A 21,674-nucleotide genomic window follows, 5' to 3' on the forward strand; every position below is an offset into this window, starting at 1 on the left:
TCAGTTCGGTTCAGTTGTTGCGGCGGCGGCGTGAGAGGAAGAGCACCAGGGCTCCACCCAGCACGAGGATTCCCGCGATGCCTCCGACGATCGCGACGGTCCGGCCGTCGACGCCCGTTGCAGGGAGCGGGGCGGTGAAGGTGTTCGTCACGACGATCGTCGCGTCATCCGACCCGACGACGGCCGGAAGGGCCGACGTCGAATGGGTGATCTGCACCCGGTCGGCGCCGCCCGAGTCCGGCTCGGCGACCCAGCAGTACGCGCCGAGCGGCAGCTCGTCGACGGGCAGGGTCTGGCCGGCCTCGACCGACACCACCTCGCGGTCCATCAGAATCGTGGGCTCGCTCTGACCCTGGTCGAACGCGCAGCTGAGCTCGAAGAGGAACGACTGCGACGCGTGCGCGGCGGCGTTGCTGCCGGTCACGACCTTCGACAGCTCGAGGCTGCCCACGTCGAAGGTGTTCGTCGCGACCAGAGCGAGCGTCTGCAGTCCGGTGCCGGTCGTCACGACGAGGCCGGTCTCGTAGGAGTCTGCGTTGATCACCGAGGCGGTCGCGCCACCCGTCACCGTCTCTTCGCCGAAGCAGCGGCTGCCCAGGGGCACGCGCACCGGGCTGCCCGCGGCGTCCGTCAGTTCGATCGTCTCGCCACCGGCGATCGGGTACGACCGCGAAAGCAGCGTCAGCAGCGTGTCGTCCGGGCCCGCGATCTGGCAGGTCACCAGGACCGTGAAAACGGCCGTGGTGGCGTAGTCCGCCTCGGCGCCTGCGCCCTCGAGGTTCTTCGTGAGCGTGAGGCCGCCGGCGGAGAACGTGTTGACGAAGCCCGCCGTCACGACTCCCGCGACGCCTTCATCCTCATCGGGGATGGTGACGGTGACAGGAGCCGGCACCTCGTCGGCGCCGCCGTCATCGGTCTCTGTCACGATGCACTCGGCGTCGACGGGGATGCCGGTGACGGTATCTGAGGTGAGGGGGTCTCCCGACCCGTCCCCGGTCACGGTCAGCTCGCCGGTGTAGACGTCGTCGCCCTCGTAAGTGCACGAGACCGAGAAGACGAACGGGCCGTCGCTGAACAGCGGCGAGCCGGGACCGGTGAGCTCCTTGAAGACGTTCAGGCCTCCGACGCGGAAGTCGTTGGTCACGGTGACGACCTGCGTGCCGCCCTCTTGACCGGTGACGCCGACGGTGACGGTCCCGTCCTCGGGCAGGAGGGTCGGCTCACCGGTGGCCCCGGCGTCATCGAGCTCGCTCACGACGCACGCGGAACCGGTGGGCAGGTTCTCCACGAGCCACGTGTCGTCGAGTTTCGACAGCTCGTGCGTGGCCGAGTAGACCGGGTCGCTCGCGGCCTCACCGAAGGTGCAGACCAGCTGCACGGTGAATCGCCCGTTTCCCCAGGCATCCGCTCCGGCGCCCGTGACGTTCTTCGTGACCTGCACCGCGCCCACGGTGAAGACGTTGACGAATGCGGCGGTGACCTGGGCGTCGGGGCCGGGCTCGAGCGTGAAGTCCAGCGCGGGCGCTCCGGTCTGCGCGACCCCGTTGACGGTGGTGGATGCCGCGTCCCCGGTGTCGGTCTCGGTGACGGTGCAGTCCGCGCCGACCGGGAGGCCGGCGAAGATCTTCTCGTCGCCGTCGGCCAGCGTGAACGTCCGGTCGCCCTCCGGGACGACCTCGTCTCCGAGGAAGAGGCACGTGGCGGCGAAGTCGAAGGTGGTCGTGTAGAGGATCGGCTCGCCGTCCTGGTCGACGGCGCCGCTCGCGTCGACAGCCTTCGTGACGGTGAACCCGGTCACCTCGTAGTCGTTGACGATCTGCACCTCGGCGGTCGCGCCCTCGGCGATCGTCACGGGGGCGGGCTCGGTGACGGTCGTCGCCCCCGAGTCGCCCCTCTCGACGACGTCGCAGACCGAGCCGGTCGGGATGTCGTCGATGGTCACGGGGTCGCCGTTGCCGTCGAGAACGATGGCGCCGTCATCGGGGAGCAGCACGTTCGCGCCCTCCCAGAGGCAGGTGACGGTGGCCCCGAACGTGTCGGGGGCGAAAGCCGCCCCGTCGCCGGTGACGACCTTCCGCACCGCGATCGAGCCGTTCTCGAACGTGTTCGTGACGGTGACCTGCACGGCGGTGTCGCCCTCGCCGACGGCGAACCCGTCGATCGGATCGATCGCGACGGATTGCGACACGGGGTCACTCGCCGACTCGGTGACCTCGCAGAGCGCGCCGGTCGGCAGTCCGCCGTAGGTCACAGACGAGGCCCCGGTGATCACGCGTGTCGCCCCGCCCGGGATGGACACGGCGACCGTCGCCCCGTTGACGACGCGGGTGCACTCGAGCAGCACCGTGTAGCTGCCAGTGGTGGCGGGCGCCAGGCTCGCGGCGGGTTCGCCGGCGAGCGCCTTCGAGACGGTGACGGAACCGACGGTGAAGGTGTTGGTGACCGTCACCGCGTTGGGGGCCGCGTTGTCGTCGCCGACGACGATCGGACCTATCGGCGAGATCACGCCCGACACGTTTGCGCCGCCGCTGGCGATCTCGGCGACCTCGCATGACGCCCCGGACGCGAGGTTCTCGACCGTCCAGGTCGGATCGGCCCTGTTGAGCGTGCGGGTGCCGTCGAAGACGGTGGCCGGTTCGGCGGTGTCGAGGGTGCAGGTCAGCTGCACCTCGAAGTCGGCGTCGCCCCACGCGTCTGCACCCGTGCCGTCGATCACCTTCGTGATGGACACGGCGCCGGCAGCGAAGCTGTTCTCGATCGCCGCCGTGACCAGCGCGGCGCCGCCGGCGCCGACCGTGGCCGCCGCGGAGGCGCCCGGGGTGACCACGCCCGGCCCGCCGTCGGCAGACACCGTGATGGTGGTGGAGGCCGCGCCGGCGGCATCCGTCTCCTCCACATCGCACGTGGCGTTCACGGGCAGACCGGTCAGCGTCCAGGAGTCGCCGTCCGACAGGCTTCGCGTCATGGGCACGGCGGCGCTGTAGCCGTCGGCATAGGCAGGCTGATCGAGGAAGGTGCAGCTCACCTCGACCGGGAACGGGCCGTACGCGATCGGTTCTCCCGCCTGGTCGACGGCGGCGGAGGCCACCGTCTTGGTCACCTCGAGGTCGGCGACGTCGTAGACGTTCTCGACGCCGATCAGGCCGAGGTCGGCGGTCTCCAGCGCGACGGTCGCCGAGCCGATCACCTGGTCGGACTGCCCGAAGTCCGACTCCACGGCGGTGCACTCGGCACCGAGCGGCAGACCCGCCACAACGGTCGGTGCGGCTCCCCGTTGCAGGGGGACGATCGGCAGTCCGGTGAGGGGCGTGCCGTCGATCGTGCAGGCCAGCTGAACGGGGAAGACCTCGGGAGCGAAGTCGGATGCCGGGCCCGACACGATCTTCTGGAGGGCGATGTCACCCGTGGGATACGAGACGCCCACGCGCCGCCCCTCGGTCGTCGGCACGTTCTGCACGACCGTGCCGTTGAGTGCTGCTCCGCCGGTGGCGACGGTGTTGTAGGCGGTCGGCTGGTCGGCGGCCACCGCCGTCGAGGGAGTGGTCCGGGTGCGGAACTGCAGGGTGAGCGAGTCGCCGGGATCGAACTTCTCCGCGGTCGGGAAATCGACCTGGAACTTCAGGCTGCGGACGCTGGCGAGGACATCCGGGTCGGTCGACCCGGTCCAGGGCAGCCACGTTCCGGCGGCGCATCCGACGCCGACGGGATTGAGGTCGGCGGTGCAGGGGGTCGCGCTGGTCGAGGAGAACAGAGTGATCGCTGCACCGGGAGGCGTGTTGGGGCCGACGATGAGCGACAGCCCGTCGGCGAAGGTCGGCTCCCACTGGCTTCCGCGCGGGAGGGGCACGATGATGCCGCGGTCGCCGGGGGTGGGCAGGGTGTCGACGGACACCAGGCGGGTGATCGGCAGCGTGCCGGCGTTGGTGATCTGGACGCGCCAGGTCTCCGTGTCCCCGGGGAGCGTGAGCGGGACGCAGGGGTAGCGGTAGAAGCCGTCGGCGTTGGCCGTGCCGTCGCACTCGTATCCGTTCACGTCGCTGCGCACGTCGGGAACGCCCGGGAGGCCGGGAGGGGTGTCGGCCTTGACGAGCTTGACCGTGCTGAGCGCGGGCACGGCGAGCGGACGCACGGCGGCGGAGTCGGAGCACAGCCCTGTCGTCGGGTCGTAGCTCGGCACGCAGTCATCCAGGGGCTCGGTGACGTCGATGGCCGCGGTGTTGGTGATGACGTCATTCGGGGTGAGGCCGGGACGCAGCTGCATGCGCAGGGTGATGGTGTAGCTCTGGCCGGGTTCGAGCACCGCGTCGGTCGGCATCGTGAAGACGATGCTCGTCCCGAGGTTCTGCACGTCGACGAGATCGGGATCCACCGGCAGCGGTTCGCCGCTCGGCGGGTTCGGTGCCGCGCCGACGAGCGCGAACGACCAGGGCGGCACGCTCGGATCGCGGTCGGGGTTGAAGATCAGCTGAGGACTGCCGTCCGCTGCCAGCGGCAGCTGGTCGGAGAAGACGACGTTCGTCAGCGCGGACTCGCCCTGGTTGGAGAAGGTGAGCGTGAACGGGATCTCGACGCCCGGTCGCACATCACCGGTCGGCGACTTGCTGACGCTCACGGATGCCTGAAGGTGGACGTTGCGGTATTCGGCCTCGGCCGTCTGGGCGTCGGCGAGGCGGACGCCGGGGGCGATCTCTGACGAGAGACCCGTGGCCGTCATCGTGTCGACGAAGATTCCGGCGTCCTGCTCGCCGGGCGCGGGCACCTGATCGCTCCGCGTCGTCGGAGTGGGCTCCCCGGTGCGCAGGTCGGCGCGACGCTCGACCTGGAACGGCACCGAGACGACCGGGTTGACGGGGTTGAGCCAGCCCAGCTCGACCGCGGTCCAGAACTGGAAGCTCAGTCCATGAAGCGTCGCGGGCGCCGCGGCGAGGAACTCCTTTGCCGCCGCGAGCGAGAGATCGCCCCCGCGGTCCATGCACGTCTGCGTGCCGCCGACGGTGTCGTCGGCCACGGTCTGGTCGGTGAAGGTGCCCCCGTCCAGATAGCAGACCTGCACCTTCGCGAGCGGCGCCGGCAGCTGCCACGAGTCGGGGACGCCGACGAAGTCGACCGCGTTCCAGAACGACGGGTCGTCATCCGACAGCGTCATCGTCACGATGCGCGTCGAACCCGCCGGCTGACCCGACAGGGTGACGGTCACCGGGGCGAAGTCGTTCTCCTTCTGCTGAGCGGGCGAGATCGTCTTGCCCGCCGACACCGAGAAGGTGGGTTCCTGGACCTCGATCGTCGCGCTGTCCTGGTCGCACGCGCCGCGCGTCCCGGTCGCCGTCGGGCACGGGGCCAGCGGATCGACGTCGGCGATGACGCCCTGGGCGCTGTTGCCGAGGGGTGAATCCGCCGGCGACACGCGCTCCGTCGTGCCACGCCAGTACGCCCGCAGCCGAAGGTCGAACTCGACGACGCCCGCCGCGTTCGCCGCGATCCGGCCGGTGTAGGTCACCTGGACGCCGGACACCTCGCAGGGCAGCGTGGCGCCTGTGAGCGCCAGCGCCGCCGTCCGGGTGAGCACGACCGGAGCGCCGTCGAAGCACGACAGGGTGACCTGCGTGTCGGTGGCCCCCGACGGCACGACGATGCGCGGGAAGCCGTTGAGAGTGAATGCCTGGAAGGGATCGTCGCGTCGCGTCGTCGCCGACCCCGGGGTGGTGTCGGTGATCTGCATCGCGTCGACCTTGGCCGGCGTCGTGTTGCGGGTGGTCACCGTCACGCGGCTGAGCGGGAACTGGTTCGCGGGGATCGTCGGGTCGGTGGGAGTGGCGAGCGGCCCGTTCGCCCAGTTCTTGTCGGTCGTGGTGGTCAGCGGCACGTCGATGAGGATGACGTCGTCCTGGTCCGTCGCCGCCAACGGCGTGCTGCCGTCGGCCGGGAACCCGGTGGCCGCGGCGGTGTTGCGCACCACGCCCTCGGTGCCGAGGTTGTAGAGCTCGTCCCCCAGCACAGGCGTGCCCTCGGCGCGACGCGTGTCGCGCACCTGCCACGTGAGCGTGACCGGGCGGTCGTTCGTGAACGAGCGCGCCACTCCCGATCCGACCGGGGGAGCAGTCGGGTCGCCCGCGGATGCCGCTGCGCGCGCCGGGCTCTCCACCACGATGAGTCGCACGCCCTGAGTGGACGCCCGCTCCGCGGTGGTGAGGTTCATCCCGGGGAATCGACCGATGCACAGCGGGGTGCAGGGGTTGTTCGCCGCGGTCACCCATGCCGTGCCGTTGTAGAGCTCGACGGCCCGGATCGCGTCGTACGCGATCAGCGGGTCCGTCGCAGGAGTGATGGGCTGCACGCGGGTCAGATCGAACGAGTTGTAGATGGATGCCGCGAGCGGCGTGGACTCGGGCGATGCGACATCGGTGAGCTCGACCCTGTCCAGGGCGGAGTACCCGCCGGTCGACCAGCGCAGCGTCGACGGGATCGTGTCCGACGAGCGCGCGATGACCGACTTCACGCCGCCGGAGCTGGACGTGCCGAAGCTCTTGTCGATGAGGTCGGCGTTGCCCGGGTCGGGCGGGATCAGCGTGATCGTGGGGCACTCGTCGGCAGGGAGCACGGCCTGACCATCCGGGACGCCCGGCGTCGGGCTCGAGGCATCCGTCTGCGCGCAGTTGGGGATGACGGTGTCGGCGACGGTGTCGAACGGTGCGCCGGGCACGTAGCGTCCGTCGGCCCGCAAGGTCGATGTGAAGCTGGGCGCCAGGTCGGTTCCCGGTGCGAACCCGCCGTCGTCGCCGGTGTAGTCGTAGACGAACCGCACGCCGCCCGCGTCCGCACGCACGTCCGCCGGCACCACGGACGAGTAGATCGTCGGCCCGACGATCGGGCCGGCGAAAGCCACCCACTGGTCGCTCGTGGTGTCGTAATACTCGACCGTCAGAGTCGAGTCGCCCGGAACGGGCGTCTGCGCGATGCCCGTGACGTCGAAGGCGTTCCACCACCCGGCGCCGTCGACCGGCGTCTCCGGGTCCTGGAGCACGATCTGCGCAGCGCGCCCGGTCGTCCCGGTCGTGACATCCGGGGGCGTCGGGCGCTCGGTCAGACCGCCGTTGAGGGTGACCGTGGTGACCTGTCCGGGGGCCGCGAGGATCGGCGTCGGACGGATCTGCTTGGAGATGTAGGGCTCGAGCCGCTCGTCGTAGACGTACAGGTCGTCGGTCGCCGTCGCCGAGCCGATGGCTCCGGCGTTCTCGCCTTCCACGCCCACCACGTTCGGCACCGTCAGGGGAAGGCCGGTCAGGTCGGCGGCGGTCTGCACGCGGAACGGCGCCGACGTCTCGCCACCGGGGACGATGGCCCCGGTGAAGACGAGCTGGAACGACACCACGTCTGCGGCGACGACCCCGGTCGCCAACCCGGGAGTCGTATTCGCCGCGAACGGCACGGTCGACGTCGATCCGTCGAAGATCGTGTAGACGACCGCTCCCGCCGTCGCTCCGGCCGGCCAGTCCACGGGGCCGGTGAACCCGTCGAAGAGGTAGACGTCGGGGAACTCGCCGGTCGACGGCTCGGTGATCGTCAGCGTGTCGATCGGGATGCTGGAGCTGCTGCGTCCTCCGATCGTCACGATGGTCGACTCGCCGGCGATCACGAGGTCGGGGGCGAAGGACTTCGTGGCCGCGACCGACACGGCGTTCCGTCGCAGGGTGAAACCCGCCAGCGCGTCGCCGGTGGCCGTGGCTGCGCCGAGAGCGACGGCGGACCGCACGTCGTTGGACACGACCGTGCCGTCCGGGGCGGTGGCCGCGGCATCCGTCACGGTCAGACCCAGCGTGACCGAGCCGGAGGCGCCCGCGGGGATCAGGCCGCCGAAGGTCACGCGCGTGCCCTTCACCTGATCGGCCGTGACACCGGCCGGGGGGCCGCTCGCGGTCGCCGCGACCCATGCGCCCCCGACGTAGACCTCATACGACGTGGACGTCGCGCCGGCGGGCGGTGTCACCGCGCCGAAGCTCGCGAATGCGAGCGAGTCGAACGGATTGGGCGCGGCATCCGGATCGACCGGATCCTGGATCGACAGCGACGACACCGTGGCGTTCGACGTGTTCGTGCCGCTCAACGCCGCGGAGACGGGTGCGCCCGGGGTGGCGACGGCCTCGGTGGGGGTGAATGCCTTCGCTGCCGTCGTCTGCAGGCCGAGCGGGATGACGGGCGTCACCTCGGCGTTGGCATCCGCGTCGGCGAAGTTCACGCCCTCGATGGTCGCGTCGTTGATGACGGGGATGCCGTTCGTGTCGTACGACGCGTCCACCGGCAGTCGTGCGCTGATCGAGACGATCGCGGTGGTCGCATCGAGCACGCCGAGCGTGCCGTCGCCGAGCGGTGTCGTCCAGTCCACCGTGACGGTGTTGCCCGAGATCACGGGGTCGCCCGCGGTGTTGACGCCTGCGCCCACGACGGCATCCACGACGACGAACGGCGCGGGGACGACGTCGCTCAGGACCGCGCCACGACAACCCAGGTCGGTGATCGCCGAACAGCCCACGGTGAGTGTGTAGGTGAAGGTCTCGCCCGGCGCGACCTCTGTCACACTCGCCTCCTTGGCGAGCGAGGCGACGGCGGTGATGTCCGCGGCGGGCGGGTCGGCGAGTGCGACGGCAGCGGTCGGAGCGGTCAATGCGACGATCGTGGCGATGGCGGCGATCGTCGCTGATACGCGCTTCCAGACAGCTTTCGACACAGTTCCCCCTGGATCAGACGATGCCGATATATCGGCGAGGGCACCGTGGGGTCAGCCTAGCGACGGCGCGCAGCGCGGCACCAGAGTGACGAGAGGATGCGCGAGTGAATCGTGAGGTTCTCGTTACCTTCCGTTCACGTATACCCCCCGGCGCCCGGCCGCCGGACCGCAGCGGCCGAGGCATCCGGATGCCGCTCACTAGACTTGAGCGCATGTCGAAGGTCCTTCAGTCCCTGCCCGTCGGCGAGCGCGTCGGCATCGCCTTCTCCGGGGGGCTGGACACGTCCGTGGCGGTCGCCTGGATGCGTGACAAGGGCGCGATCCCCTGCACCTACACGGGCGACCTCGGCCAGCCCGACGAGGACGACATCGACGCGATCCCCGATCGGGCGCTCGAGTACGGCGCCGAGATCGCACGCATCGTCGACGCGAAGAGCGCCCTCGTCGAGGAGGGCTTCGTCGCCCTCGCGTGCGGCGCCTTCCACATCCGCTCCGGCGGGCGCACCTACTTCAACACCACTCCCCTCGGCCGCGCGGTCACCGGGACGCTGCTCGTACGCGCCATGAAAGAGGACGGCGTCGACATCTGGGGCGACGGCTCGACGTACAAGGGCAACGACATCGAGCGGTTCTACCGCTACGGACTGCTCGCGAACCCGGCGCTGCGCGTGTACAAGCCCTGGCTCGACGCCGACTTCGTCACGGAGCTCGGCGGCCGCAAGGAGATGAGCGAGTGGCTGCAGGCCCACGGCTTCCCCTACCGCGACTCCGTCGAGAAGGCGTATTCGACCGACGCGAACATCTGGGGCGCGACGCACGAGGCCAAGACGCTCGAGCACCTGAATGTGTCGCTCGAGACGGTCGAGCCGATCATGGGCGTGAAGTTCTGGGACGATTCGGTCGAGATCGCCACCGAAGACGTCACGATCTCGTTCGACGGCGGCCGGCCCGTCGCCCTCAACGGCGTGGAGTACTCCGACCCCGTCGCGCTCGTCCTCGAGGCGAACGCGATCGGCGGCCGGCACGGCCTGGGCATGAGCGACCAGATCGAGAACCGCATCATCGAGGCGAAGAGCCGCGGCATCTACGAGGCCCCCGGCATGGCGCTCCTGTTCATCGCCTACGAGCGACTCATCAACGGCATCCTCAACGAGGACACCCTCGCCACCTATCACGAGCAGGGCCGTCGCCTCGGTCGGCTGATGTACGAGGGGCGGTGGCTCGAACCGCAGTCGCTCATGCTGCGCGAGTCCATCCAGAAGTGGGTCGGCTCGACGGTGACGGGGTCGGTGACCCTGCGCCTGCGTCGCGGCGAGGACTACACGATCCTCGACACCCGCGGAACGACGCTCTCCTACTCCCCCGACAAGCTCTCGATGGAGCGTGTCGGCGACGCCGCGTTCGGCCCCACCGATCGCATCGGGCAGCTGACGATGCGCAACCTCGACATCGCCGATTCCCGCTCCCGCCTCGAGCAGTACGCCGCGATGGGTCTGATCGGCGGAGCCACCGGCGACCTGGTCGGCACCGTGACCGCGGGCGGCGCGAGCGAGATCACCGAGCACGCGACCCCGTACGACGCGAAGCGCGAAGCCCTGGCCGACGCGGTCGACGAGGCATCCGAGGGCTCGGCCTTCGACTTCGGCACCGACTGACAAGCCGGTCGTCGAGTGAGCGCGGCGAAGGGAGACCCCACCTTCTGCGCGTGAAAATTACTTGCACACTCTTGTGCACTTTAGTATTCTGGGCGGGTGACCGCTCCCCCGACCTCCCCGACCGACGCTACCGTCGCACGCCGGACCCGACGCGACGCCGTCGAGAACCGCGCGGGCATCCTGGCCGCCGCGACCCACGCGATCGCACACGATCCGCACGCGTCGATCGACGCCATCGCGCGGGGTGCCGGTCTGTCGCGACGTGCCCTGTACGGGCATTTCGACGACCGGGACACCCTGATCCGCGAGATCGTCGCCGCCGGCGCACAGCGGTTCAACGCGATCGCGCTGGCGGTCGACGACACCGATGCACGCCTCGCTCTGGCCCGACTCACCTCGTTGCTCTGGCGCGAGGCGGCCATCGTCCAGGTCGCCGCCGCCATCGCGCTCGACGAGATCCACGTGGGTGAGACGGCCGACGCGCTGGCTCCCCTCCGTCGCCAGGTGCTCGCGATCGTCCGCCGAGGGCAGGACGAGCGGATGCTGCGCACCGACGTCACCCCGCACACCCTCGCCCGACTCGTCGAAGAGACGGCCCGCACCGTCGTGACGCGTATGGACGCGGCATCCCCCGAGGCCCGTTCCCTGGCGATCCGCGCGGTGCTGAGCATCGCGGGCCTGTCGTGGAGGGAAGCCGTCGATCTGCTCGACGCGCATCCCGCACTCCTGGAGGAGGACTGATGCGTGTCGAGCTGCACGACGTCGTGAAGGGCCGGCGCGGAGCGGCGCTGCCCGCCACCTCTCTGGCATTCGATGACAGCGGCCCGCGCATCGCGCACGCCGAGACCGAACAGCGTCCCACCGTGCTCGGCCTGATCGCCTCGGGAAGGATGAAGCCCGACGCCGGCCGCGTTCTGATCGACGGAACCGACGACCGCCGGGCCCTGCGGCGCCGCGTCTCGCTGGTGGACGCGCCCGACGTCAGCGACCCCGCACCCAACGTCTGGGTATCCGGCGTCACGGCCGAAGAGCTGATGTTCGCGGGCAGGCCGGCCCACCCGCTGGCCGTCCGCCGGTGGCTCGACGAAGCCGGCTTCGGCGCGCTCTGGCGCACCCCCATCGCCGATGTGGAGCCGCGCGAGCGCATCTCGCTGCTGCTCGAGTTGACCGCACTGCGCGCGGGCGTCGACGGCATCGTGCTCGTCGCACCCGACCGCCACGGCGGCGACCCGCTCGAGTGGTGGCGGCTCGCCGAGGACTTCTCCGGACGTGGCTTCGCGATGCTGGTCATCGCCGGAGAGGCGTCGGCCACCGTGCTCGACGGCCGCGCGCTGCGCGCCGAGCACGGGGCGAGGGATGCCGCGGACCCCCGCGAGCGCGCGGACGCCGCCGTGTCTCCGGGCGGTGTGGCCCCCGGAGAGCCGGATGCGGGAAGCGCCGATGGGGCCGACGACGAGGCCGACATCGAGATCCCCCCCGCGGACACACCCGAACCGGCAGCCGAGCCCGAAACCGAACAGGCACCTGCACCTGCTTCAGCACCGGAGCCCGAGCCCGCACCCGAACCCGAACAGGGACCTGCACCCGAATCGGCCCCCGCACCCGAACCCGAACAGGCACCGGCCGCCGAGCCGGCACCGCAGCGGTACACCCACCCCGAGGAGGGCGCGCGATGAGAATCCCCGCCATGATCGCCGCCGAACTGCGGCGCCTCACCGCGACGCGCATGTCGGTGATCGCACTGATCGCGCTGCTGCTCGTCCCCGTCCTCTACGGCGGTCTCTACCTGTGGGCCAACCAGGACCCGTACGGGCAGTTCAGCGAGATCCCGGTCGCGCTGGTGTCCGACGATGAGGGGGTCCCGGCATCCGACGGTCAAGAGGCCGTCGATTACGGCGATCAGGTCGCCGACCAGCTGCTCGAGGGCAGGGCCTTCGACTGGCAGCTGCTGTCGGCGACGGATGCCTCGGCTGCCCTGTCGGACGGCGCCGTCGACTTCGTCGTGACGCTGCCGTCCGACTTCTCGGACGCTCTCACCTCGGTCGCCGGCGACAGCCCCCGCCAGGCGCAGATCTCGCTCGAGACCAACGACGCCAACAACTACCTCGCATCGACCATCGGCACGCAGGCGGTGGAGCAGATCCGTCGCTCGGTCGCGCAACTGGTGGGCAAGGAGGCCGCGACGCGCCTGTTGACGGCGATCTCCGACATCCGCGGCAAACTCGTCGAGGCGGCAGACGGTGCGACGCAGCTCGCGGACGGCACGGCCACCGCGCTCTCCGGCGCACAGCAGCTCGCGAGCGGCGCCGACGCGCTGGCGACGGGCACGGGGACGCTGGCCACCGGAGCGCAACAGGCGGCTTCGGGAGCGCAGCAGGTCTCGGAAGGAGCGCGACAGGTGTCGGACGGAGCTCAGCAGGTCGCTGCCGGTGACCAGGAACTCGCCGGCTACGCCGATCGCGCAGGTGCCGCGGCCACGGCGATCGCCGACGCCGTTCCGCAGGCTCGTGCAGACATCGCCGCCGAGCTCGCCGCGCAGGGTCTCGATCCTGCCCAGATCGCGCGCGTGCTCGCCGCCCTCGACCCGCTCGGCCAGCGGATCACCGACGGCAACGCCACGGTGCAGAGCGCCGTCGCGAAAGTCGATCAACTCGCGGCGGGCGCGTCGCAGGTCGCCGCCGGCGCCTCGCAGGTCGCCGACGGCGCGGCCCAGCTCGCGGCGGGAACAGCGCAGCTCTCGAGCGGGGCGGATGCCGCGGCATCCGGTGCCTCGCAGCTCCGCGACGGCTCGGCTTCGCTCGCAAGCGGCCTCGGCACTCTCGACACCGGCGCCGGGACCCTGCGCGACGGGCTCGAGTCGGGTGTCGACGCGATCCCCGACTCGTCGGCCGACCTGCGCGCCGCGCAGGCTCAGACGATCTCCGACCCCGTCGAGGTGGAGTCGAGCAAGGTCGCCGCCGCCGGCGACTACGGCGCGGGCCTTGCCCCCTTCTTCGCCGCGCTCGCGGGGTGGATCGGCATCTACGCGCTCTTCCTCATCGTCAAGCCGATCTCGCGCCGCGCGGTGACCGCGCTGCACTCCCCGTTCCGCATCACCCTCGCCGGATGGCTCACGCCGGCGGTCCTCGGAGGCCTGCAGATGGCGGGACTGTTCGGCGTGCTCGCCCTCGCGCTGGGTTTCGGGTTCGCCAACCCGCTGGGCACGCTCGGGATCATGGTGCTCGCCTCCTTCACCTACGCGGCGATCATCCTGGCGCTCAACGTGTGGCTCGGATCGGTCGGACAGTTCATGGGCCTCGTGCTGATGGTGCTGCAGCTCGTGACAGCCGGCGGCACGTTCCCGTGGCAGACGCTGCCCGCTCCGCTCGCGGCCCTGCACCATGTCCTCCCGATGGGGTACGTCGTCGACGCGATGCGTCAGCTCATGTACGGCGGCGACATCGCGCGCGTCGGCGGTGACGTCGTGATCCTCCTCACGTGGCTGCTCGGGGCGCTCGTGCTCGCCGCGATCGGTGTGACCCGTCAGACGCACTTCCGCACCCTCCGCGACCTCCAGCCGAGCCTGATCGGCTGAGCGCACCGCTCCCCGCGTCGGAGATCGGCCGAGCGCACGGCGAGCGCGACCCCGAGCGACGCCGCACTCGCAGATCGGCACGTACTCCGCAGCATCCGACAGGAGATCTGCGGACTTCGCACCGAACTGCGAAGTCGGTGTGAAGGTGCGGGCTCCCGGCGCGTCCACCCCACGGCGAGGGTTCTCGCATGATCCGTCCAGAAACCTTGCCTACGGTGTACCGGTCCGGCGCCGCATCCACCCGAGGATGAGACGACGGATGCCTCGGCCTCTCCTGTCGGGTGCGGTGGACGAACCCCGTGCTCTGTCCGCCTCGCGGTGCAGGTCACCGGGGCGATCAACCCGCCCGGGTGGGACGACGCGTCGTGCCACCCGTCCGTTGCGCTGTGTGCGCGCGGACGGGCGGGTAAGCCCCGACAGAGGAGTACCGTGCGCCTTCGCACCACCACACCCGCGCGCGGAAACGCCGTCGAGTCCCCTACCATCCGCCCCTCCACCGACCCCACCAGAGCCGCCGCGCGAGCCGAACGCCGCGCGGACCGGCGGAAGAGCCCGCTCGCGCTCACCGTCGCCCTCGCCGTCGTGGCCGCGATCGGCATCCCCGTCGCGACGGCTTCCACCGCCCTCGCCGCCACCACTCCCTCGCCGTCGCCCAGCGACGCGGCGGCAGCACTCCAGGTGCAGCGGTCGGTCGACCAGGACGCCGCGTTCTACGTCAGCGCGGCCCGAGCCGTCCGGCAGTCGGCCGTCGGCAAGGTCGACACGTCGCTGCTCGACCTGCAGATCTCGAACCTCGACAACTCCGCCGCCCTGCCGGAATCGTCGGTGAGCGCGCTCACCCGCCTCGTGCGCACCTCCGCGGGTGACCTCGTCGCGGCGGTCGCCGCCTACAACGCCCGCGTCGCGGCGGAGGCCGCCGCCGCTCAGGCCGCTGCAGACGCCGCCGCGGCTGCTGCCGCGGAGGCCCTCGCCGCCGCCAACACCCCCGATGGCGCCCGCGCCACGGCACGCGCGATGGCGGCGAGCCAGTACGGCTGGGGCGACGACCAGTTCTCCTGCCTGAACTCGCTCTGGCAGAAGGAGTCGGGCTGGAACTACGAGGCCTACAACCCCAGCGGAGCCACGGGCATCCCGCAGGCGCTGCCCGGGTCGAAGATGGCCTCGTCCGGATCGGACTGGGCGACGAACGCCACGACCCAGATCGCCTGGGGCCTCGGCTACATCTCCGCCGTGTACGGCGCCCCGTGCAGCGCGTGGGGCCACTCGCAGTCCGTCAACTGGTACTGAGCAGGAGCCACCGTTCCGTCGGCGCTCAGCCGCCGGCGGCAGGCGGCGTCTCGCGCGTCGCCGCGAGCTCGTCGACGATCATCGACGACTCCGCCATGGTGCCGTTCCGGTAGGCCTGACGGCCCACCATGTGCGCCGAGAGCGGCGCGGTCGCCAGCTGGATCAAGACCACCGGCACGAGGAACGCGACCACCGGCCACGAACGCAGCGACAGGGCGATCGCGACGCAGATGAGCAGCAGGCCGAGCACCTGCGGCTTGGTCGCCGCGTGCAGCCGTGTGGGTACGTCGCGGAAGCGCAGCAGGCCGATCGCGGCGGTGAGGCAGAGCAGTGCGCCGATGAGAATGAGCAGGACGGCCGTGACATCCAGCCATGCGTCGCCGGTGGAGATCGACACGGTCACATCGTTCGAGAGCACCGGCGCCACCGTAGCCATCCGCAACAGGGCGCTCATCGCTGCACGTCCTTACGGGCGACGAACCGGGCGATCGAGATCGAGCCGAACACCCCCACGGCGGCGATCACCAGCAGCACCGGCAGCGTCCGCGTGTGGTGGTTGATGGCCATCTCGGCACCGAGGACGCACATGATCTCGGTGAGCAGCACGTCGGAGGCGATCGCCCGATCGAGGATCGACGGACCGATCACGATCTTGATGAGCGTGAGGATCGCGGCCACCGCGAACACGACATAGGCGATCGTGAGCAGGATCGTGGTCATTCGCCGACCTCCACCGGGTGCGAGGATGCGGCCGCGGCATCGCGGATCTGCGCCACCTGCGCGCGCGAACCGACGGCCATGACGATGCGGCGCTCCCAGCTCCGCACGGCCTTGCGCTGCTTCTCGACGTCGGCCATCGAGCGCAGACCGATGACGTGCAGGTACAGGATGCGACGCTCGCGGTCGGTCTCGAGCACGAGCGAGCCGGGGATGAGAGATGCCGTGACCGCGGTGTGGGTCATGATGAGGTCGTCGTCGGTGACCAGCGGGACGGCGATCACCCCCGCACCGGGCTGTCGACGGGCATCGAGCACCTGCCAGGCCACCGTGAGCGACCCGAGGATCAAGTCCGCGAGGAACCTCACGACGAAGACGAAGCCGTACCAGAGGTTCACCCGACCGGACAGCTCGACCGGCGGCAGGCGGAACACCCGGGTCACGAAGATCGCGACGATCACCCCGGTGAGGAACGCGAGCACGGTGAACTGGCCCCAGAGCAGCATCCACAGGGCGACCAGCCACACGAAGAACGGGATCTGGCGCCAGAACTGGGTCAGGGCGGCGCGGGGGCTCACTGTCCGGCCTCCTGTTGGAGCTGGATGAGGCTGACCGGTTCCAGCAGCGACGCGCCGATGCGGGCGCAGACGTCGTAGAGCGGTCCCGCGAACACGGTCAGCGCCACCGTGACGACGACCATGCCGGTGGTCGCGGCCGTCATGATGCGCGGGATCACACGCCGCTCGGTCTGCACCTCGGCCGCGGGGGCGTCGTCGAGGTAGGAGATGCGCGACTCGGTCTCAGCCTGGTCGTCTTCCTCGCGCCAGAACGAGAGGTTCCAGGCCCGCATGAGCGCGTACAGGGTCAGGAGCGAGGTGACGATACCGGCCACGATGAGCGTCATCATGAGCGGCGTGCCCACTTCGGCCGCCGCATCGAAGAGCGCGAACTTCCCGATGAAGCCCGAGAACGGGGGCAGGCCGCCGAGGTTCACCGCCGGGATGAAGTACAGGACGGCGATCACGGGGGCGGCCCTCATGAGGCCCTTCACCTTGAGGATCGACGTGCTGCCCGCGCGACGCTCGATCAGCCCGACGGCGAGGAACAGCGTGGTCTGCACCACGATGTGGTGCACCATGTAGTAGATCGTCGCGCCGATCGCCGCCGGAGTGGCGATCGCCAGCCCGAAGACCATGTAGCCGATGTGGCTGACGAGCGTGAACGACAGGATGCGCTTGAGTTCGGCCTGGGCGATGGCGCCGAGGACGCCCACCACCATCGTGGCCAGCGCCACGATCAGCAGCAGCGTGTTCACGTCGTTGTCGCGGAAGATCTCGGTCTCGGTGCGGATCATCGCGTACACGCCGACCTTGGTCAGGAGGCCCGCGAAGACTGCCGTGACCGGTGCGGGCGCGGTCGGGTACGAGTCGGGCAGCCAAAACGACAGGGGGAAGACGGCCGCCTTGATGCTGAACGCGAGCAGCAGCATGATGTGCAGCAGCAGCTGCGTCTGCTGCGGCAGTTCCGTCATGCGCTCGGAGATCTGCACCATGTTGACCGTGCCGAGTGCGCCGTAGATCATGGCGATCGCGGCGAGGAACAGGATCGACGACACGAGCGAGACGACGATGTAGACGACCCCCGCCCGGATGCGCGACTCCGTGCTGCCGAGGGTGATCAGCACGTAGGAGGCGACGAGGAGGATCTCGAAGCCGACGTAGAGGTTGAAGAGGTCGCCGGCGATGAAGGCGTTGAAGATGCCCGCCGAGAGGATCAGGTACGACGGGTGGAAGATCGAGATGGGGGTGTCGTCGTCGCCGTCCGCCGCACCCTGGCCCACCGAGAAGAGGAGCACGGCGAGCAGCACGATGCTCGACACGACCACCAGCAGCGCCGCCAGCCGGTCGACGTAGAGGACGATGCCGAACGGGATCGGCCACCCCCCGACCGAGACCGCGATCGGGGCCCCGCCCACGTCGACCGCGTAGAGCAGCACGGACGCGATGACGAGCACGAGGGTGAGCGTGACGATCGAGACACCGACCTGCGTACGGCGGTGGCGACCGGCGATCAGGGCGATCGCCGCGCCGATGAGGGGCAGGGTCACCAGGAGCGGCACGAGGTAGCTCATCGTTCGCCCCCTCCGGTGTCGGTATCGGTGTCCGGGTCGGTGTGGGTGGCGGTGGCGTCGTCGTGCCGACGCCTCGTGCGGGGCCTGTCGCTCGGCGCATCATCGCGGAGGGCCGTGTGGTCGCGACTGTCGAGGAGGGTGATGGGCGACTTCTGCACGCCGACGAAGTCGGTCGCCGCGTCATCCGACTGGTCGTCGACATCATCCTCGAACGAGTCGTCCTCGTCGATGCCGCGCGTGCGCACGGCGAGGTCTTCGGCGTCGTCCTCGACGGTGTCGGCCTGTCCGAGCTGCCACGAGCGATAGATCAGGGCGAGGAGGAAGGCCGAGACGGCGAACGTGATGACGATCGCCGTCAGAGTGAGGGCCTGCGGGAGCGGATCCGACATCTCCTCCGATTCGGCTGCGCCGTAGAACGGGGCGACACCGGGCCGTCCCATCACGATGAGGAGCAGGAGGTTGGCGGCGTTGCCGAGCAGCAGGAATCCGATGAGCACGCGCGTGAGACTGCGCTCGAGCATCGCGTACACGCCGCACGCGAACAGCACCGCCATCACGACGATCAGGACGGCCGAGACATCCATCAGCTCACCACCTCGCCCCGTCGGGGGGCCGAGGAGCGCAGCTCCTGCGCCTGACGGTCGACCTCGGCGCCGAGGCTGCGCAGCACGTCGAGCACGAGACCGATCACCACGAGGTAGACGCCGATGTCGAAGATCGTCGATGTGACGAATTCGACGTGCCCGACGACGGGCAGGGTGGCTTCCCAGAACGCGCTCGTGAGCGGCGCGGCACCGAAGAACAGGGGCACCACGGCGCAGCCGACGGCCAGCGTCATCCCGACGCCCAGCAGCCGTCCGGCGTCGGTGGGTGCGGCAGCGCCCAGTTCGTAGCGCCCGCCGGCGACGTAGCGCATGACGAGCGCCATGCCGGCGACGAGGCCCCCGGCGAAGCCGCCGCCGGGCAGGTTGTGACCGGCGAAGAGCAGATACAGCGACACCAGGATGATCGAGTGGAACAGCACCCGCACGATGACTTCGAGCATCAGCGAACGGTTCTCCGGCCGCACGCGCTGGCCGCCGACCAGCCACGCCTGCGGCTGATGGCGGGTGCCGGCCGTCCGCGGCCGCGCGCCGTCCAGCGTCTCGACCATCGGGCGACGGTTGCCCGCCGCGGTGCGCGGCAACGGAGCGGTGAGGGTCGACAGCGTGTCGGCGCGGTGAGTGACGAAGACGAGGGATGCGACGCCCGTCGCCGCGAGGATGAGCACCGACAGCTCGCCCATCGTGTCCCACCCGCGCAGATCGACGAGGGCGACGTTGACCACGTTGCGCCCGTGCCCGAGGTCGTAGGCGAGCTCGGGGAACCGCTCCGAGATCGGGACAGCGGTGCGGGAGGCCGTCGCCACGACGGCGATGACGGCCATCGTCGCGCCGACCGCGACGGCGATGAGCGCGCGGGCGATCGGCCACACCGATGCGTTGTGCTCCCCCATGCGCGCCGGGATGCGCCGCAGCACCAGGGCGAACGCGACGAGGGTCACCGTCTCGACGAGGATCTGTGTGAGCGCGAGGTCGGGCGCGCCGCTCGTCGCGAACAGCACGACCATGCCGAGCCCGGTGACGGAGACCAGCACGACCCCGGTGTAGCGCTTCCGTGCCCGCACGGCGATGATGCCGGCGATGATCATGATCGGTGCGACCACGAGCTGCATCGGTGCCTGGTAGAGATCGAGCTTCATGGCCCAGTCCCCGCCGAGCAACAGCGCGGTGCCCTCACCGATGACGAACACGAAGAAGATCGTGCCGACATAGAGCGGCAGCGACCCGCGCTGCGTGAAAGTCGTGGTGACCACCGAGAGCCGGGCGATGCCCCGCAGCGTGACGTTGTAGACGTCGCCCGCGGTGAAGGGCAGCACGCGCATGCGGGGATTCCAGGAGCGCGTCAGCACGAAGAGGGCGAGGCCGAGGACGATCGAGCCCAGGGAGATCCCGAGCGCCGGCTCGAGGCCGTGCCAGAGAGCCAGGTGGTACGCGTACTCCGGCGCCGGAACGCCGGGACTCGACGCCGGCGACGTCTCGGCGTAGGGCTGCAGTGCGGTGTCGAGCAACGGGGCGGCGATCCCGCCGGCGAGCGTGAGCAGAGCCAGCAGGGTCGGCGCACTGAGGAAGCCGATCGGAGGGTCGGGCCACTCGGTGCGCGGGAGGCGCTCGCCGTCACGGTCCTTCTTCGTCCAGAATGCACCCCAGAGGAAGCGAGCCCCATATGCCGCAGTGAGTATGGACCCGAGGATGACCCCGATGAGGGCGATCAGACCCCACGCGGATCCCCCCGCGGCCTCTTCGAGGAGCGCGGTGAGGGCGCCTTCTTTGGCGACGAAGCCCAGGGTCGGCGCGAAGCCCGCCATGGACGCGATGGCGATGAACGACACCGTGGTGATGACGGGCGCCTGCCTGCCCACGCCGCTGAGTTCCGTGATGTCTCGGGTGGAGAGCTGGCGGTCGATCACGCCCACCACCAGGAAGAGCGCTGACTTGAACAGCGCGTGTCCGATCAGGAGTGCAAGCCCTGCGAGGGCGGCATCCCGCGTGCCGTAGCCGATCACGACGGTCAGGAAGCCGAGCTGGCTGACCGTGCCGAACGCGAGGATGCGCTTGAGGTCGTATTCGCGCAGAGCCTGCACTCCGCCGAGCAGCATCGTGAAGATTCCGAGGCTGATGACGACCGGACGCCACGGCGCCGAGAGGGCGAACACGGGCGCGAGGCGGGCGATCAGGTAGATGCCGGCCTTCACCATCGCGGCGGCGTGCAGGTACGCGCTCACCGGCGTCGGAGCGGCCATCGCTCCGGGCAGCCAGAAGTGGAACGGGAAGATCGCGGACTTGCTCAGCGCCCCCACCAGCAGCAGGACGAGCGCGGCGTCGACGACGGGTCCGGTCGGCGCGGCGTCGAGGATCGACGACAAGCTCGAGGTGCCGGTGTCGACCACCAGCAGGACGACGCCGATCAGCATGACGAGGCCGCCGATCGTGGTGACCAGCAGGGCCTGCAGCGCCGAGCGCCGGCTCACGCCGCGGCGGTGGTAGAAGCCGATCAGAAGGTAGGAGAGGATGCTGGTGATCTCCCAGAACATCACCAGGACGACGAGGTCGTCGGTGAGCACGAGACCGTACATCGCGCCGGCGAAGGCGAGGAGAACGGCGGAGAATTGTCCGAGCCCCTGGTCCTTGCCGCGGAAGTACCAGCGGCAGTAGAGCATCACGAGCGCGCCGACGCCCGTGACGATGAGAGCCATGACCCACCCCAGCGTGTCCATGCGCATCGAGAGGCGGATGCCGAGCGCGGGGATCCAGTCGTACTCCTCGAACGGCACCTGACCGCTCATCACGGCGGGCGTGTACATCGCGGTCGAGACGAAAGCGGCCGCGGGCAGAAGCGCGGCGACGTAGAACGTCCGCGCGCCGATGCGATGGACGAGCCACGGCAGGAGGATCGGGACGACGGTGAAGGCAGCGAGGAACGCCAGCATGCGCGGCCTCCTCAAGGTCGTCGGCAGCGCGGGGCAGAAAGCTGCGCGGGCGATCGGGG

12 protein-coding genes are annotated in these 21,674 nt (G+C 70.2%); 5 read left to right on the forward strand and 7 right to left on the reverse strand.

Annotation, left to right across the window (positions count from 1 at the left end; translation table 11 throughout):
- Positions 1–10: 10 nt before the first annotated feature.
- On the reverse strand, positions 11–8,722 hold the full coding sequence (locus ACFXOO_RS10600; RefSeq protein WP_394563492.1) for a DUF5979 domain-containing protein: 8,712 nt from the start codon (positions 8,720–8,722) through the stop codon (positions 11–13).
- A gap of 212 nt (positions 8,723–8,934) precedes the next feature.
- On the opposite strand from ACFXOO_RS10600, the gene argG reads away from it, so the two are divergent.
- From argG to ACFXOO_RS10625, 5 genes are all read left to right on the forward strand, one after another.
- Positions 8,935–10,377: an argininosuccinate synthase gene (gene argG, locus ACFXOO_RS10605; protein ID WP_378852567.1), complete on the forward strand. Its 1,443-nt coding sequence runs from the start codon at positions 8,935–8,937 to the stop codon at positions 10,375–10,377.
- A 96-nt stretch (positions 10,378–10,473) separates the two neighbouring features.
- Positions 10,474–11,118 (forward strand): TetR/AcrR family transcriptional regulator, encoded by a 645-nt coding sequence (locus ACFXOO_RS10610; protein ID WP_378852565.1) that lies wholly within the window; start codon positions 10,474–10,476, stop codon positions 11,116–11,118.
- Positions 11,118–12,053: a hypothetical protein gene (locus ACFXOO_RS10615; RefSeq protein WP_394563493.1), complete on the forward strand. Its 936-nt coding sequence runs from the start codon at positions 11,118–11,120 to the stop codon at positions 12,051–12,053. The genes ACFXOO_RS10610 and ACFXOO_RS10615 overlap by 1 nt, the downstream gene beginning before the upstream one ends.
- Positions 12,050–13,951, forward strand: a complete 1,902-nt coding sequence (locus ACFXOO_RS10620; protein WP_394563494.1) for a YhgE/Pip family protein — start codon at positions 12,050–12,052, stop codon at positions 13,949–13,951. Before ACFXOO_RS10615 ends, ACFXOO_RS10620 begins: the two co-directional genes overlap by 4 nt.
- A 429-nt stretch (positions 13,952–14,380) precedes the next feature.
- The gene (locus tag ACFXOO_RS10625; RefSeq protein ID WP_394563495.1) at positions 14,381–15,238 is read left to right on the forward strand and encodes a phospholipase; all 858 of its coding nucleotides are present in this window, start codon (positions 14,381–14,383) and stop codon (positions 15,236–15,238) included.
- A 25-nt stretch (positions 15,239–15,263) separates the two neighbouring features.
- Here ACFXOO_RS10625 and mnhG read toward each other — a convergent pair whose 3' ends face one another.
- Genes mnhG through ACFXOO_RS10655 form a run of 6 tightly spaced genes read right to left on the reverse strand, consistent with a single transcriptional unit; the run spans position 15,264 to position 21,615 of the window.
- On the reverse strand, positions 15,264–15,674 hold the full coding sequence (gene mnhG / locus ACFXOO_RS10630) for a monovalent cation/H(+) antiporter subunit G (RefSeq protein ID WP_378853344.1): 411 nt from the start codon (positions 15,672–15,674) through the stop codon (positions 15,264–15,266).
- Between the two features lie 14 nt (positions 15,675–15,688).
- Positions 15,689–15,958 (reverse strand): monovalent cation/H+ antiporter complex subunit F, encoded by a 270-nt coding sequence (locus ACFXOO_RS10635; RefSeq protein WP_378842306.1) that lies wholly within the window; start codon positions 15,956–15,958, stop codon positions 15,689–15,691.
- Positions 15,955–16,533, reverse strand: a complete 579-nt coding sequence (locus ACFXOO_RS10640; protein ID WP_378852557.1) for a Na+/H+ antiporter subunit E — start codon at positions 16,531–16,533, stop codon at positions 15,955–15,957. The genes ACFXOO_RS10635 and ACFXOO_RS10640 overlap by 4 nt, the downstream gene beginning before the upstream one ends.
- The gene (locus ACFXOO_RS10645) at positions 16,530–18,086 is read right to left on the reverse strand and encodes a Na+/H+ antiporter subunit D (protein WP_394563496.1); all 1,557 of its coding nucleotides are present in this window, start codon (positions 18,084–18,086) and stop codon (positions 16,530–16,532) included. Before ACFXOO_RS10645 ends, ACFXOO_RS10640 begins: the two co-directional genes overlap by 4 nt.
- Positions 18,083–18,670, reverse strand: a complete 588-nt coding sequence (locus ACFXOO_RS10650; RefSeq protein WP_378852555.1) for a Na(+)/H(+) antiporter subunit C — start codon at positions 18,668–18,670, stop codon at positions 18,083–18,085. The genes ACFXOO_RS10645 and ACFXOO_RS10650 overlap by 4 nt, the downstream gene beginning before the upstream one ends.
- Positions 18,670–21,615, reverse strand: a complete 2,946-nt coding sequence (locus ACFXOO_RS10655; RefSeq protein WP_394563497.1) for a Na+/H+ antiporter subunit A — start codon at positions 21,613–21,615, stop codon at positions 18,670–18,672. The genes ACFXOO_RS10650 and ACFXOO_RS10655 overlap by 1 nt, the downstream gene beginning before the upstream one ends.
- Positions 21,616–21,674 lie beyond the last annotated feature (59 nt).

It is taken from the genome of Microbacterium sp. P03 (assembly GCF_043556235.1).
Classification (GTDB): Bacteria; Actinomycetota; Actinomycetes; order Actinomycetales; family Microbacteriaceae; genus Microbacterium.